Source organism: Arthrobacter endolithicus, assembly GCF_026627425.1.
Taxonomy (GTDB): domain Bacteria; phylum Actinomycetota; class Actinomycetes; order Actinomycetales; family Micrococcaceae; genus Arthrobacter_M.
Genome location: NZ_JAPNLH010000001.1, coordinates 250725 through 265993 on the forward strand (window position 1 = coordinate 250725; position 15269 = coordinate 265993).

Annotated in this window: 13 protein-coding genes; 7 read left to right on the forward strand and 6 right to left on the reverse strand. The window is 65.1% G+C overall.

Features of this window, described 5'->3' with window-relative positions; genetic code table 11:
• Position 1: 1 nt before the first annotated feature.
• From OS914_RS01225 to OS914_RS01240, 4 genes are all read left to right on the forward strand, one after another.
• Positions 2-1000, forward strand: coding sequence for an ABC transporter permease (locus OS914_RS01225; protein WP_267544234.1), 999 nt, complete (start codon positions 2-4; stop codon positions 998-1000).
• Positions 997-2694, forward strand: a complete 1698-nt coding sequence (locus tag OS914_RS01230) for an ABC transporter ATP-binding protein (RefSeq protein ID WP_267544235.1) — start codon at positions 997-999, stop codon at positions 2692-2694. The genes OS914_RS01225 and OS914_RS01230 overlap by 4 nt, the downstream gene beginning before the upstream one ends.
• 111 nt (positions 2695-2805) lie before the next feature.
• Positions 2806-3261, forward strand: a complete 456-nt coding sequence (locus tag OS914_RS01235) for a chorismate mutase (protein WP_267544236.1) — start codon at positions 2806-2808, stop codon at positions 3259-3261.
• Entirely contained in the window at positions 3258-4295 is a 1038-nt protein-coding gene (locus tag OS914_RS01240) for a uroporphyrinogen decarboxylase/cobalamine-independent methonine synthase family protein (RefSeq protein ID WP_267544237.1), read from the forward strand. Before OS914_RS01235 ends, OS914_RS01240 begins: the two co-directional genes overlap by 4 nt.
• 34 nt (positions 4296-4329) lie before the next feature.
• Here the strand turns inward: OS914_RS01240 and OS914_RS01245 are convergent, their stop codons facing one another.
• The 6 genes from OS914_RS01245 to OS914_RS01270 all read right to left on the reverse strand — a co-directional run bounded on the left by OS914_RS01245 (position 4330) and on the right by OS914_RS01270 (position 10638).
• The gene (locus OS914_RS01245) at positions 4330-5043 is read right to left on the reverse strand and encodes a DUF4166 domain-containing protein (RefSeq protein WP_267544238.1); all 714 of its coding nucleotides are present in this window, start codon (positions 5041-5043) and stop codon (positions 4330-4332) included.
• A gap of 69 nt (positions 5044-5112) precedes the next feature.
• Positions 5113-6405 carry a DUF58 domain-containing protein gene (locus tag OS914_RS01250; RefSeq protein ID WP_267544239.1) on the reverse strand — a complete coding sequence of 431 codons (1293 nt, stop codon included), beginning with the start codon at positions 6403-6405 and terminating at the stop codon, positions 5113-5115.
• A 12-nt stretch (positions 6406-6417) separates the two neighbouring features.
• Positions 6418-7371 carry an AAA family ATPase gene (locus OS914_RS01255; RefSeq protein WP_267544351.1) on the reverse strand — a complete coding sequence of 318 codons (954 nt, stop codon included), beginning with the start codon at positions 7369-7371 and terminating at the stop codon, positions 6418-6420.
• 101 nt (positions 7372-7472) lie between these two features.
• A complete protein-coding gene (locus OS914_RS01260; protein WP_267544240.1) occupies positions 7473-8702 on the reverse strand; it encodes a DUF4350 domain-containing protein in 1230 nt (409 codons plus the stop codon).
• Positions 8699-9385, reverse strand: coding sequence for a DUF4129 domain-containing protein (locus OS914_RS01265; RefSeq protein WP_267544241.1), 687 nt, complete (start codon positions 9383-9385; stop codon positions 8699-8701). Before OS914_RS01265 ends, OS914_RS01260 begins: the two co-directional genes overlap by 4 nt.
• Positions 9382-10638 carry a DUF7847 domain-containing protein gene (locus tag OS914_RS01270; RefSeq protein WP_267544242.1) on the reverse strand — a complete coding sequence of 419 codons (1257 nt, stop codon included), beginning with the start codon at positions 10636-10638 and terminating at the stop codon, positions 9382-9384. Before OS914_RS01270 ends, OS914_RS01265 begins: the two co-directional genes overlap by 4 nt.
• Before the next feature lie 214 nt (positions 10639-10852).
• On the opposite strand from OS914_RS01270, the gene mtrA reads away from it, so the two are divergent.
• From mtrA to OS914_RS01285, 3 genes are read left to right on the forward strand one after another with little or no spacing between them, the layout of a single operon-like run.
• Positions 10853-11527 carry an MtrAB system response regulator MtrA gene (mtrA, locus tag OS914_RS01275; RefSeq protein WP_267544243.1) on the forward strand — a complete coding sequence of 225 codons (675 nt, stop codon included), beginning with the start codon at positions 10853-10855 and terminating at the stop codon, positions 11525-11527.
• Between the two features lie 22 nt (positions 11528-11549).
• The gene (mtrB, locus tag OS914_RS01280) at positions 11550-13424 is read left to right on the forward strand and encodes an MtrAB system histidine kinase MtrB (RefSeq protein ID WP_267544244.1); all 1875 of its coding nucleotides are present in this window, start codon (positions 11550-11552) and stop codon (positions 13422-13424) included.
• Positions 13424-15223, forward strand: a complete 1800-nt coding sequence (locus OS914_RS01285) for an LpqB family beta-propeller domain-containing protein (RefSeq protein ID WP_267544245.1) — start codon at positions 13424-13426, stop codon at positions 15221-15223. Before mtrB ends, OS914_RS01285 begins: the two co-directional genes overlap by 1 nt.
• Positions 15224-15269: the final 46 nt, after the last annotated feature.

Below are 15269 nucleotides of genomic sequence, written 5' to 3' on the forward strand. Positions count from 1 at the left end.
CATGAGCAGAAACGAAGGATCCTTGTTCCAACGCCTCCCGGTGGTCTCCCATTTAGGCAAAAGCGTGGGACTGCAGCGCGGCATGCTGGTCACCGGCCTGGTGATCACCGCACTGTTCCTGCTGACCGCAGCCCTTGCGCCGCTGATCTCCCCTTACGGCTTTGCCCAGCACTTCGATTCGCAGCTGCCGCCCTCGGGCACCCACCCGTGGGGGACGACGTCGGGCGGTTATGACGTGCTTTCCCGTGTTGTCTGGGGCACGCAGACGGCCGTGATCGTCATTGTGGTGGCCGTGATACTTTCCATCTTCCTCGGCGTCGCACTGGGCCTGGTGTCCGGTTACATCGGCGGCTGGCTGGACCGCATCCTGGTGGTGATCGCCGACGCGATCTATGCCTTCCCCACCCTGCTGCTGGCTATTGTGATGTCGATAGCCATCAGCCATGGCCGCTCCAGCATGCTCGGCGGAATTTTTGCCGCGGCCATTTCCATCACGGTGGTGTTCATTCCGCAGTATTTCCGGGTGATCCGCGCCGAGACGATCCGGCTTAAGGCCGAACCTTTCGTGGAATCCGCCATGGTGGTCGGCGCCTCGTCCGTGCGGATCATGGCCCGGCACATCTACAAAAATGCCACCCGGACCCTTCCGCTGATCTTCACGCTCAATGCCTCCGAAGCCATTTTGACCCTGGCGGGGCTCGGCTTTCTGGGGTTCGGGATCGAGCCATCCTCCGCGGCGGAATGGGGCTATGACCTGAATAAGGCGCTCTCCGACACCACGGCCGGCATCTGGTGGACGGGTGTCTTTCCGGGTGCGGCCATTGTGCTCACCGTGCTGGGCCTGACTTTGGTGGGCGAGAGCATGAACGACCTGAATGATCCGCGGTTGCGCGGCCGGCGGCGTGCCGGCAGGAAACTGCCGCCAGCGCCGGGAACACCGGGCAGCAACACTGTTCACACGCCGGGGACCGAGACAGCTGGGAATGGGGTAACCGTATGAGCCACGCAGTAGAACAGCCGAAGAACATCCGGCAGGAAACGGGCGGCCCGGTGCTGAATATTGAGCATCTTAAGGTCACCTTTGCCACCGATACCGGTGACGTCAAAGCGGTGGACGACGTCTCCCTCACCGTGGCTGCGGCGGAGATCGTCGCCATCGTCGGTGAATCCGGATCCGGCAAGACCGTCACGGCGAAGACCATATTGGGCCTGCTGCCGGAGACGGCCATCAGCTCCGGGGCCGTGCTGATCAGCGGGAACAATGTCATCAGCGTGACGCGTAAGCATCTGCGGCAGATCCGCGGGCTGGAAGTGGCAATGGTCTTCCAGGAGCCTTCAACCGCCCTGAATCCGGTGTTCACCGTCGGTTGGCAGATCGCCGAGGGCCTGCGGGCGCACGGCAAGGTGGGGAAGAAGGAAGCCCGTGCACGCGCCATCGAGGCGCTGGGCAAGGTGGGGATTCCGGAGCCGGAAAAACGCGTGGACTACTATCCGCACCAGTTTTCCGGCGGCCAGAAGCAACGCGTGGTGATAGCCGCCGCACTGGCGCTGAATCCGGGCCTGATCGTCGCCGATGAGCCCACCACCGCCCTGGACGTGACGGTTCAGGCGGAGATTCTTGAGCTGTTGCGCGACTGTCGGGACATCTACGGCACATCCATCGTCCTGATCACGCACAACATGGGTGTGGTGGCGGACCTGGCGGACCGCGTGGTGGTGATGTATCAGGGCGACGTGGTCGAGGAAGCGGATGCCACAACACTCTTCGCCTCCCCGAAGCAGGATTACACCAAAAAGCTGTTGGCTGCGGTGCCCCACCTGGGGCGTAACTCCGCTTCCGCCGGCCTGACGGAGCGGGCACATCAGGACGCCGAGGTCCTGGTCCAGGCAAAGAATCTGGTGATTGAATATCCGGGCCGGCTGGGCACCCCGGCGTTCCGGGCCGTGGATGAGGTGAACTTCAGCATTTCCGCCGGAGAGGTCTTCGGGCTGGTGGGGGAGTCCGGCTCCGGCAAGACCACCATTGGCCGGGCGATCGCGGGCCTGAACAAGACCACGGGCGGGTCGCTGAAGGTCCTGGGCTATGAAATGCTCACCTACCGCGAGCGCACCTTCCGGCCGTTGCGCAAGGACATCGGGTTCGTTTTCCAGGACCCGGCAGCATCCTTCAACCCGCAATTGAGCATTGGTGAATGCGTTGCGGAGCCGATCCTGATCCATGAAAAGCGTTCCCCGCAGGAGGTGGACAAGCGGGTCGGGGAATTACTCGAAGCGGTGCAGCTGCCCAAGATCTACGCCAACAGGTATCCGCATGAGCTCTCCGGCGGCCAGCGTCAGCGGGCCTCGCTGGCCCGGGCGCTGGCGCTGAATCCGAAGCTGCTGATCGCCGATGAACCCACGTCCGCCTTGGACGTTTCGGTGCAGGCCAAGGTGCTGGAACTGTTTAAAGAAATCCAGGCAGAGTTTGGTTTCGCGGCCCTGTTCATCAGCCATGACCTGGCGGTCGTGGACATCCTCTCGCATTGGGTGGGCGTGCTCTACAAGGGCAAGATGGTAGAACAGGGAATCGGCAGCCAGGTGATGGGTAATCCGCAGGATGATTACACCAAGCGGCTCATTGCCTCGCTCCCGGTACCCGATCCTGCCGAGCAGGCCAAGCGGCGCGAGGAACACCGGGCGCTGCTGCACAGCTAGGACCGCAGGGGCCCAACGGGCCGGCAGCAGTGGCGCCTCGAAGCTTTCATTCGCGCCACAGCTGCCGGCCTGTTGGGGATACGCCTGGGCCGCACCACTTAGACTAAATCCATGACTGAACCGACCCCCAGCTACGAGGCCGATCCCGATTTCGACCCCACGGCCAGCTCACTGGCCGGGCACATCGATCCTGCCGTGATGGCGGAATTGCTCGCCATGCGCTCCAGCATCGATAATATCGACGCGACCTTGGTGTACCTGCTCGCGGAACGATTTAAAGCCACCCAGCGGGTCGGATTCCTCAAGGCCCAGCATCAGCTCCCACCGGGGGATCCGGGTCGGGAAGCGGCGCAGATTGCCCGGTTGCGGGCACTGGCCGAATCGGCCCATCTGGACCCGGCGTTCGCGGAGAAGTTCCTGAACTTCATCATCAGTGAGGTGATCCGCCATCATCAGGCGATCTCCGACAGCCATAGCGAAGCACTGCGGACCGGCGCTACACCGGTGGTGACGAGCGCCGGACTGGCCGGTACCGTGCGCGACGGCGGCCGCTCAGTACGGCCGTGACGGGTACCCTGATCCCCACCGAGGTCACCGCCACCGCGCTGGGCAGCTGGCCGGGCACCGACCCGGTGGAGGCTGCCTTGATCACGCACGGGGAATTGGGCGATCCGCAGCTGCCATACCTGGTCCAGCTCCCGGACCGTGGAATAGGTTCCGACGCGGTTGGCCGGACCGCCGCCGTGCTGATCGAGCTTCCCGTTGATGTGCAGCCCTTCGGCTGGCGCCTGGTGGACCGCGCCGGCGCGGATCAGCGCAGGGCAGTGTCCGCGCTGTCAACGGACATAAATGTTTTGGCGGACGTCATCGGCGCCCAGGAGCAGTCCGGACCCGAGCTCAAGGTACAGCTTTGCGGGCCCTGGACCATGGCGGCGTCCCTGTACATGCACTACGGGGAGCGTGCGCTCCTTGATCCGGGAGCACGGCGCGACATCGCCGAATCTTTGGCGGCCGGAATTGCAGAGCACCTTGCCCGCGTCCGTGCCGCGGCGCCCGGCGCCCAGCTGACGCTGCAGCTCGATGAACCGGAAATCACCCGGGTCCTGGCCGGAACCATCCCCACCTCAAGCGGCTACCGTACGCTGCGCTCCATCGGGGAGCAGGAGGTTTCCTGGGGTTGGGAGTTGGTCCTGACCGCGGCGAAGGCGGCCGGTGCCGCGCAGGTGGTGCTGTGCCTGCCGGGGGCTCAGGCGCCGGTCCGGCTCGCGCTGGCTGCCGGTGCAGACGGCATAGCCGTTGCGCTGCGGGACCAAAAGATGCCGGACTGGGAACAGTTGGCGGCCGCCGTGGAAGACGGCAAGAAGGTGTGGGCCGGCATCAGCGGAAAGGGACAGCGCGGCGGCCAGCTCCCGCAGGTGTCTGCATTGGTTGAGGAGGTCATACGGCCGTGGCGTTCGGTGGGCCTGCCCTCGCGGTCGCTCGGCGCCCTGCGGTTGACGCCCGACGGCGGATTGGCCACCTACACGCCCGCGACGGCCCGCGCCGTTCTGAACCGTCTCACCGATACGGCGCGGGCGCTGAACGACGTGCGGATGGAATGACGCCGGCCCGCGGCGCGCATTAGCCCTTAGGCGGTCACACTCTGGCCTCCCACTGCACCGGTTGGGCGTATGACGGCAGGGAACCAAGCACACCGTGCGCAGCGGCTTCGTGCGCCGGGTACTGCACTAGTTCGTAGTCAAAGCCGCCGGCGTAGACCAGCACCAGGCCCAGCTGCGGTTGAATCACCTTGACCTGAATCCGATGACGCTGCGCAGCCTGGTCCCACCACTGCTGTGCGTAAGCCCGGGCGTCCAGCAGGCCCGGCAGCGGAAGCCGGATCCTGCCGGCCAGCAGCCGGGAGGCCTGCGAAACACCGCGCAGCATGCCGTCATCGGTGGCAGTGACGTCCAGATCAGTGACCAGGCGGCGGTATTTACCCACATAGTCCAGCAGCCGGTTGCGGCCATCGTCTGTTTGCAGGCTGGTGGTGTCCTGGAACAGCCGGGTGATATGCGGGAAGCTGATTTCCCGGCGGGCGGTCAGGCTGGATCGGCCGAAGGGATCGAGATGGGCATGGTTTTCAATTCTGAAGGGAATCTGGGTCCCATACTCGGGGAAAAAGGCTTCCTCACCGGTGCTCAGCTTCAGCAGCGGGCGCAGCCACGGCTGGGGGCAGCCGACGACGTCAAAGGATCCCTTGCCGACGCCGTAGGTTCCCGAGCCGGGCTCCAGCGAAAAGTACTCTTGGACCTGAGGCTGGAGGCGGTGAAATTCCTGGCCCATGGCTAGTTCGTAGATGCCGCTCATGCCTCAACCCTACTGCGCGTGGACCTCCGGTGACTCGATCGGCCGCGGGTCCGCGGAGCTGACGTCGTTTTAGAGCCGGCCTGCGGCTTTGAGCCGGATATACAGATCCGCAAGTTTCGAGGGCAGCTCGTGCGGTTCGGCGTCCACCACCTCCACGCCCTGCCGGCGCAGCAGTCCGGCGAGTGTCTCGCGGTCCAGCAGTGCGCGTTCGGCTGCTGCCGCGCGGTAGATATCAGACGCCGTCGCCCGTTTTATCCGCAACCGGCCCAGCAGGGGATCGCGCACCGAGGCAACCACCACCAGATGCCTGAGCGCCAGTTGGCCCAGCATCGGAATCAGCCCTTCCTCGGGCGCACCGGAATCCAGCGAGGTCAGCAGGACCAGCAGGGATCGGTGCGCGGAGACCGACCGGACCTGGCCGGGGATCTGCTGCCAGTCCATTTCAATCAGTTCAGAACGCAGTGGCGCCATCGCGTGCACCAGCGCACCGAGCAGGTTGCCCCTGCTGGCGGAGCTCACCCGTGCGCGGACCCGCCTGTCGAAGGCCAGGAAATCCACCCGGTCACCGCCGCGCTCCGCCAGCACCGCCAGCAGCAGGGCAGCCTCGATGCCGGTATCCAGGCTCGGCTCGTCCTTGATCCGGGCAGCGGACGTCCGAGAGGTGTCCAGCAGGATGACCAGCCGACGGTCCCGCTCCGGGCGCCACGTGCGTACGACGACGTCGCGGCGCCGCGCGGTGGCCCGCCAGTCGATGGAGCGCACATCGTCGCCACGGACATAATCGCGCAGCGAATCGAACTCGGTCCCGGCGCCGCGGATCTGCACGGCCGCCCGGCCATCGAGTTCGCGCAGTTTCCGCAGCTTGGCGGGAAGTTGCCGCTTGGAACGGAACTCGGGCAGCACCCTGAGCCGGCCCGGGGCAGCGACTGTCAGCTGGCGCGCGGCCATGCGCAGCGGGCCGAAGGACCGGATCGTAGTAGTCCCAATGTGCAGATCGCCGCGTCGTGTCGGCAGCAGCGCCACCGTGATCCGGCCCCGTTCGCCCGCCGGGACGAGGATCTGCTGGCGTGGATTCACGGCGCCGGCTGAAGGCTGCCAGGCTTCGCGGACCTGCGCCCGCAACATCCTGGCCGACCCGTTGGCCAGCGTCAGGTGCGCCTCGGTGCGTTCGGTGAGCCGGACGTTTTCCGGAAGCGAGCGGTGCAGGCGAACCGTCCGTGCCGATGCCGCCAAGGCCAGATCGATGATCAGCACCACCGCCAGCAGGGCAAGCCAGAGAAGGATGGTCCACCCGGTGGGGAAGAGCATGACGGGGATCAGCCCGGCCAGTGCCAGCAACACGAACCTTCCGGTAATGGCCATCGGATGTCCCGCTCAGCGAGGCACTGGAACGGTGGCCAGAATGCTGCCCAGCACATTGTCGACGCTGACGCCGTCCATCTGGGCTTCGGGCCGCAGCCCCACACGGTGGCGCAGCGCCGGCAGCGTCAGCGCCTTGACGTCGTCGGGCGTGACAAAACTGCGTCCGGACAGCCAGGCCCAGGCCCGGGACGTGTTCAGCAGGGCCGTGGCACCGCGGGGTGAGACGCCGAGCTGGAAGGACGGTGCGGCGCGCGTGGCGCGGACCAGATCCACAATGTAGGCCAGCACCTCGGAGGAAATGCTGACCTGGTTGACCGCTTTCCGGGCCCGTTCCAGCTCCACGGCGCCGGCCACCGGGCAGACACCGGCAGCGGCCAGATCCCGTGGATCAAACCCGATGCTGTGCCGGCGTACCACCTCGATTTCATCATCGCGTTCCGGCAGTGGCATCGAAATTTTAAGCAGAAACCTGTCCAACTGCGCCTCCGGGAGCGGATACGTCCCCTCATATTCCACCGGGTTTTGGGTCGCTGCCACCATGAACGGGGCCGGCAGTTTTCGGGAAATGCCGTCTACCGAGACCTGATGCTCCTCCATCGCCTCCAGCAGCGCGGCCTGCGTTTTCGGCGGCGTCCGATTGATCTCATCCGCGAGCAGGATGTTCGTGAACACCGGGCCCTCCCGGAAGCTGAATTCGCTGCTGTGTACGTCATAGATCAACGAGCCGGTCACGTCACCGGGCATCAGATCCGGGGTGAACTGTACGCGTTTGGTCTCCAGGCTCAGCGCCGCGGAGAGCGTGCGGACCAGTAGGGTCTTGGCCACCCCGGGGACGCCTTCGATCAGCACATGACCGCGAACCAGCAGGGCGATCAGCAGGCCGGTGACGGTTGCATCCTGCCCCACGACGGCCTTGGCCACTTCGGTGCGCACATCCAGCAGCGCCTGACGTACCGGATCGTGCATCCCGGCTGGGGCCTGCGCAGGGGGTCCCGCCGGGGGCAGGGCAGCGGAAGGCCAAACAGGCTGCAGGCCGACGCTGACGTGTCCGTCGGGATACGTTTCGCTCATCTGGAGGTTACTTCTTTCTCTAGCGTGTTCAGTTCCGTGGCCCAGCGCAGCAGGGCAGGCGCGGTTGTCGGCCGGGTGTGGAGCAGCTCGGCCACCTGTCCATGCGAACGGCCGGTGTGGCGGGCGACCGCGGCAAGCACGTGCGCGTCGGACGCCGCCCGTCCGAGCCGCAGATGCCCGGACATGCGCAGCATCGCTCCCGCTCGCAGAACGGCTGCGGCGGTTTCACTCGCGCCGGCGTCCTCGTAGAGGCGGGCACGCCCGGCCGCCGTCTCGGCCGCCTTAACGGTAACCGGGAGCGGCTCCGTCACGATCGGCCCGTCCCGGCGGCCCTTCCAGAGCATGCCAAGAACAGCGACAATCAGTAGCCAAATCCCGGCAGGCACCCGCCACGGCGGAGTGAGGGCGGAGAGATCCTTGGGCGCGGCGTCCTGCGGCAGGTCCTGCAGGGACGGTGTATACCAGAGCAGATCCGGGTTTTTCCCCAGCATCCGCAGTGTCAGTGCCGCGTTGCCGCTCGTCGCCAGTTTGTCATTGCTCAGGATTTTGTGGTTGCCGATCACCATGATCCGGCCGTTCGCGCTCGCCGCATACAGTCCCGCCGGCGTGTTCGTCCCGCCATGCGCCGTTCCGCCGCTGGAATTCTGCGCATCCGGAAAGCACATTACCGGTCCGCGGTACACCGTACCGGCGTCGGAGCTGATGCTCCCGGCCGCCACGGCATCGGCGTTTTCGCAGGCAGCCGCGGCGGTGTCCGCCGGAAATGCTGCCGATCCGGCCGCGGTGATGCCGGGACCGGTGCGTGCTGCGGTTCCGGACGGTGCGGTGAGACTACGAAGGGACAGCGGACCGGGTTCCACCAGGACCAGTGTCGCGTCGGTTTCGGCCAACTGTTCGATCTTTCCGCGGTCCAGAATTCCGGCCGGATCGTAGATTAGAACGGTTGGCGCGGAAGCATCCGTCTGACGCAGCCGGGCCAGAGTTGCCGCCAGGGAATTTGTGGCCGCGACTTTGACGCCGTGCTGGGCCAGGATGCTGGCCGCTGCCATTGCGCCCTCCGGAGCCGGATTGTCGATAGCCAGCGTACCGTTACCGTGCCGGCCCAGATTGCCCAGGGCGAAAAGGGTAACGGTGACCAACACGGACACGGTGCCGACGATCAGCCAGAAGCGGTGCCTCCCCAGCCGTTCCCTGACACGTTGCCGGACAGCGCTGGTGCCGCTCATCGTGGTGCCGCCAGGGCGCCGGGACCGCCGTCGTACTGCGGCCGGTGCTCGAGCAGAACATGGTCCAGCTCCTTCAGCCGCACAAAGTCCGCCGCGGCGGCAACTACATCGCCGTACCGTACGCCGTTGAAGCAGCCGGCCGCGGCCAGCAAGCTCCCGCGGTGGGCGCCGAAGGCCCTGATCAGTCCCGCAGTGGCTTCATCAACGGTCCGGCCGGGCTGCGATTCAAGGATGGCGCGTTCCTCCGCCGTACGGACCAGGGCCCGGAACTGGGCGGTAACCGCGCCGGCATAATCCCCGACCATCGCAGCTTGCTGTGCAAGCTCCCGGTGTTCGCCGGCCGTCAGGAGCGCTTCGGGGCCGAAAATCTCTGCTTCGAGGTTCGGCTGCCGGCGATTCAACTGCGGACGCACCAGCCAAATGGCCACGGCAACCAGCGCCAGCAGCACAACCCCCAGCAGGACAACGCCGAGGTTGCCGTTGATCCCCGAGAGCTCATTGAGGACATCGGTAAAGAACTTTACGACCCGGGCCCAAATCTGCTCGGCCAGGCCCGGTTTAGCGTCCTGATAGATTTTCCGGGAAAGTTCATCGCGGGCCCAGCGGCGGGCCTCATCGGCACCAGGCAGGACGGGAACGTCCGTGCTCCCGGAGGTCGGGGCGAGGCCGCCGGATACCGTCATTTCCCGGCTGCGCTCCAAGGTCCGTTCCGGGGCTGTCCACCGGGAGGCAAGCCGCCCGGTAGGCCGTCCGGATCGGTGCCGGGCCCACCATCATGTTCCTTCATCAGGACGATGTCGAACCCCTCTTTGCGCATCCTCAGGTCCACGTAGATCAGCGCGAGCACGCCTGCTTGGAAAGCCAGCGCTACTGCCCCGATGACACTGGTGATGATTAGCGATATACCCTGCCCCAGCACTGCCTGCAGAATCTGCTGTTCCGGCGTCGGATTCGAATTAATCAGCATGCCCACAATGCCGACCACAAAACCCACCGCGGTGGATATTCCGCCGGTGATGGCCCCGACAATCACGCCGGTCACGATCCAGATGCCGAAAGTCCGCCACCAATTGTTCCGGGTCAGTCGCCAGGAACGCGCGATGGCGGGGAAAATGCCTAGATTCTCCACCACGATTGCCGCCGGCGCCACGAGCAACTTCACACCGATCCAGAGGAAACCGGCGATCATGGCCAGCACCAGTGCCAAACTGAGGAGGGCGCCGCCGACGCGCAGATCAGCAATCAGGAGGACAGCAGAAAAAACGACGACGGCGAGCACCACACCGACGCCGAGCATGTACAGCAGCGACAGCCCCACCAGCGGGCCAATCCGGCGGCGGGCCAGGTACCACATCTGTTTAAAAGTCGTGGTCCGGTTCAGTACCGCGCGGGACACCGGAACCACCAGGACACCCTGCAGGATCATCTGGGTCACGGTCTGCAGCAACGCCGCTATCAGCAAGGTGGCCCCGGCACCCACGGCGAAGGACGCTATTTGGCTTCTCGATAGGTCCCCTTCCGCAATCGACATGATCGGGATGCCGCCGCTGAGGAATACCGCCAGCAAAACGACCGTCAGCACCGCCGAAAACGCCTGTACAAGCAGGGCGGAGCCAAACATCGCCTTGCCGTTACGGCGGGCTGCCTGAAACGCCCCGTCGAGGATCTCTCCCAACCCCAAAGGCCGGAGCGGGATGACGCCGGGCTTCGGCGGCGCCTCGTACTGCTGGTAGCCGGGGTACTGCTGCTGTGGCCAGCCATAGTGCACGTGCGGCGCGCCGGACTGAGCCGGTCCCGGCGGTGGTGCGTATTGGCCCCACAACGGTGCCTCGCCCCATCGGGGTGCCTGGCCCGGCGGGGGTGCCTGGCCCGGCGGGGGTGCCTGGCCCGGCTGGGGTTCGGGGCGCCCCAGCGGCTGGTCGGGTTCCTGCGTCATGTTCATCTCCCCATAGCTGACGGCAGCCAATCCTGCGGCTGCACCGACGGCTGCCGGCCCCAGTTCTGACTCTGGCTTTAGCCTAGCGGCACCCTACGACGTCGGCCATTATCGCGGCGACCGTGCAGCTGACCGCTGTCTGGTCGGAGGACGCGGACCCAGGGTACAGGGCTGCCAACAAGACATTGTCCGGGGGATAGGCGAACATATAACTATGAAGGCACGCATTCTGGTAGTTGATGATGATGAAGCACTGGCCGAGATGATCGGTATAGTGCTGCGCAATGACGGGTTTGAACCCTTCTTCTGCGCCGACGGGGCGCAGGCGCTGGCAGCCTTCCGCTCATCCAAACCCGACCTGGTCCTGCTGGACCTGATGCTGCCGGGCGTGGACGGAATCGAGGTCTGCCGCCAGATCCGTGCCGAGTCCGACGTCCCGATCGTGATGCTGACGGCAAAATCGGATACCTCCGACGTAGTCCGCGGTCTCGAGTCCGGTGCTGACGACTACGTCCCCAAGCCGTTCAAGCCGGCGGAGCTGGTGGCGCGGGTCCGCGCGCGGCTGCGTCCGGGCGACCAGAAGGCGCCGGAGACTCTCACTATCGCGGACGTAAGTATTGACGTTGCAGGCCATGCCGTGCATCGTGCGGGGAAGAAGATTTCCCTGACGCCGCTGGAATTCGATTTGCTCGTCGCGCTGGCCCGCAAGCCCTGGCAGGTCTTTACCCGGGAGCTGCTGCTGGAACAGGTCTGGGGCTACCGGCATGCCGCGGATACCCGTCTGGTCAATGTGCACGTGCAGCGGCTGCGTTCGAAAATCGAGCAGGACCCGGAGGCGCCGGAGGTCGTGCTGACCGTGCGCGGCGTGGGCTACCGGGCCGGGCAATAGAACACGGAGCCGGCGCGCACGGATGACCAAGCTAGAAGAGCACAAGCCGCAGCTCGGCGGCGGATCCCGGGCAGCGCTGCCCGCCGCAGGCAGCGAACCTACGGACGGTCCCGCCGATTCCCCGACACCCCGGCTCGCGCGCCTGCCCATGATCCTGGGGCGGATCAAGGGTTCCTTGCGGCGGTCCGGAGTCCTGCTGCTGCGCTGGGTGCTGCGCCCGGCCGGACACTGGCTGGACCGCCGCCGGCGTGGGGTTCGACGTCGGTGGCGCACCTCACTGCAGTTCCGCACGGTGCTGGTCACCCTGCTCATTGCGTTTATCGCCTTGGTCGGCGTCGGCGCCTACCTGTCCAGCCAGATTGCCAACGGACTTTTCCAGGAACGGCTGCAACAGGCAAAACAGGAATCATCCCGCGGTATATCCCAGGTCCAGGAAAGCTTCGACAACGCCCAGCTCAGCGACGTCCCGGCCGCCTCAACCTACGTCCGTGACACGCTCAAACTACTCGAGGTCGGCGGCACTGACGACACCCGCAGGTACCTGATGGTCTTGGTGCCGGGGCAGAATAATTCTTTGTTCGTCGCCACAGTGAGCTCCGGCGGGATCACCCCGGCCATCATCCCCGACGAATTGCGATCGGCGGTGCAGGGACATTCGGGCCAGTACTGGCAGTCAATGTCCTTGAGTGCCGGAAGCAATGAGGAACATCCTGCTCTGGCCGTCGGCAGTAATGTCAATCTTCTCGGCACGCATTATGAGCTGTATCTGATCTACGATCTGAACAATGCGCAGGCCACGCTGAACTACATCCAGTCGGTGTTGTGGCTTGGCGGCGGCATTTTGCTGCTCCTTATTGGCGGCATCGCGCTCTACGTGACCCGCAACGTTGTCCTCCCGATCAGCCAGGCAGCCGCTGTGGCGGAGAAACTCGCATCCGGCCAATTGCAGGAACGCATGGTGGTCCGGGGTGAGGACGAGGTGGCCCGACTGGCCTCGTCGTTTAACCGGATGGCCAATTCGCTGCAAGAGCAAATCAATCAGCTGGCCGCGCTTTCGCATATGCAGCAGAGCTTCGTGTCCGACGTCTCGCATGAACTGCGCACTCCGCTGACCACGGTCCGGATGGCCGCGGAGGTTCTTTTCGATGCCAGGGACAGCTTCGATCCGGTGAACAAACGCTCCGCGGAGCTGCTCTACCACCAGGTGGAGCGTTTCCAGGCCCTGCTTGCCGACCTGCTGGAAATCTCCCGCTTCGATGCCGGAGCAGCCGTCCTTGACGCGGAACCGGGCGATATTTACGCCGTCATCCACAACGTGATGGAGGGAGCCCAACCCTTGGCCGAACGGTGCGGCTCTGTCCTTAACCTTGCGGCGGCCACCGATATCTATGGCAGCGTGGTGGACATGGACCCCCGCCGGATCGATAGAATCCTGCGGAACCTGGTGGTCAATGCCCTCGAACACGGAGATGGGAAGCCAGTGGAGATTTTCGTGGCATCGGATGCGGATACCATTGCGGTGGCCGTCCGGGACCACGGCATCGGGATGTCTGCCGGTGAGGTGACCAGGGCGTTTGACCGTTTCTGGCGGGCCGACCCTGCGCGTGCCCGCACCACCGGCGGCAGCGGTCTGGGCCTGGCCATCGCCACGGAAGACACGCGGCTGCACGGCGGTCTCCTGGAGGCTTGGGGGAAGCCCGGTGCGGGGTCCTGTTTCCGCCTCACGCTGCCGCGCCGCAGCGGTGCGGCGCATGGGCCTTCGCCGGTCGGCCTTCCGCCGGGCGGGGACGACGACGCCTCGGGTAACCTGCACCTGACGGGCGAGCCGGCGCCCGCTGCCGAGTTCGAAGCCAAGGTCACCGGGACCGATCCGCTGTCCGGAAGGGCGGTTTTGTGATGAACGTCCTTCATGTCCCAAAGGCCCGTCACGCACTTGACCGTCGCGGACCCGCAGCGGTCCTGCTGCGCCTGCTGGTCGTCGTCGTCGTGGTACTGCTGTGCAGCGCCGGATGCGCTGTCATCCCCAGCAGCGGAGTCGTGGGCAAAAGCGATCCGGTGGCCGGCCGCAATAACCCTGTCACCATCGATTTCCGGCAGAACGCGCCCGTCCGGGGTGCCAGTCCCACGAGCATCATCGAGGGTTTTATCGCCGCCGGAACCGGTGTCTCGGACGACTTCCAGGTGGCGAGGCAGTACTTGGACCACAAGATCGCCGGGACGTGGAAGGCCGATGCGCGCACACTGGTCTACAAAGACAGCTTTAAGGTCGTCAGTACCGGCAGCGAGGTTGACCCGGGGAATGGTCCCAACAGCAGCGCCGGCAGTGATTTCAAAATTGACTTCGCCCTGCAGTCGATGGTCGATGCGAACGGGATTCTTACCCCGGCGGACCCCGGTGCCGTGCAGACCGTTAAGTTCTCCCTGGTCAGGGAAGATGGTGAATGGCGAATCAGCAGCGTGCCGGACGGGATCATGCTGCAGTCCGCAAACTTTGCCACACTGTACAGCCCGTACTCGCTGTACTTCTATGACCCGACGTTTGCCTACGCGGTGCCGGACATCCGCTGGCTCGCCGGGAAAGCCACTACCCGGGCGACGTCTATTGTCCGGGCGATGCTCAACGGCCCAGCACCTTACCTCAAGGGCGCCGTCGCCAGTGCCTTTCCGGACGGAATCAAGCTGGTACGCGATTCGGTGCCGATCAACAATGGGGTGGCCCAGCTGGATTTGACCGCGCAGCCATTGTTGGATGCCACGGTCAAGGCGCGGCAGCAGATGCAGGCTCAGCTGCTGCTGACGTTGCAGCGTAACCTCAATACCGTCACATCGGTCACGCTGCGGGCCGATACCCGCGAAATTGACCTCGGGCCGCAGGAGGCCGGGCAGCCGGCATTAGTGGTCAACAACCAAGTGCCGCACACGCAGGTAGCGGTCGCCAAAAATGAATTGGTGCATTTCGATAATGGACAGACATCGCCGATAGACGGGCTCGCGTCCATGGCCAAGCACGGGCCCTCGCACCCGGCGCAGTCGTACACCAAACCGCTGTATGCCTTCCTTAATGCAGACCACAGCCAGGCCTTCAGCGTGGCTCCCGGACAGGCTGAGGTTCCCGGAGCCACGGGGATTAATCTCACCGCGCCGTCGTTTTCACCGCAGGACTGGATCTGGACGGCCGCGGGCGACGGCGGCGGCCAGATCATTGCCTTCCACCCGGACCTGAGTAAACCAGGGCAGCCGCCGGCCGCCGTCGTTCTCTTTGTCCAATGGCTGGTGGGACGGACGGTAACTGATTTCAGGGTCTCACGGGACGGCAGCCGGGCGCTGATCATTTCCACCCTGAACGGCGTCAGTTCGGTGCAGATTGCCGGTATTTTACGAGCCGGAGACGTGCCAAAGGACCTCACGGTTCCCATCACCGTGGTGTCATCGGTCAATCCCGGCGTTGGCGATTGGGTCAGTGAGACCAGTATGGCCGTTATGCGGCCGTCCGCGACCGGCCCGGTGGTGGTGGAGATACTGGATCTGAAATCGGATCCGCAACAGCTCGCGCCGTTGGAAGGGATGCGGTGGCTCAGCGCGGGCAATAGCTGGCTGGACCTGTATGCGCAGACCGACAAGGACATCTATGCGCGTCTGGGCAATGGCTGGGTTATTCAGGCCAAGGACGTCACTGACGCGTCCTTCGCGGGTTAAGCGGTTGGGTTTTCTCACCGCTGTTCCCCTGCACAGATAGGAACCG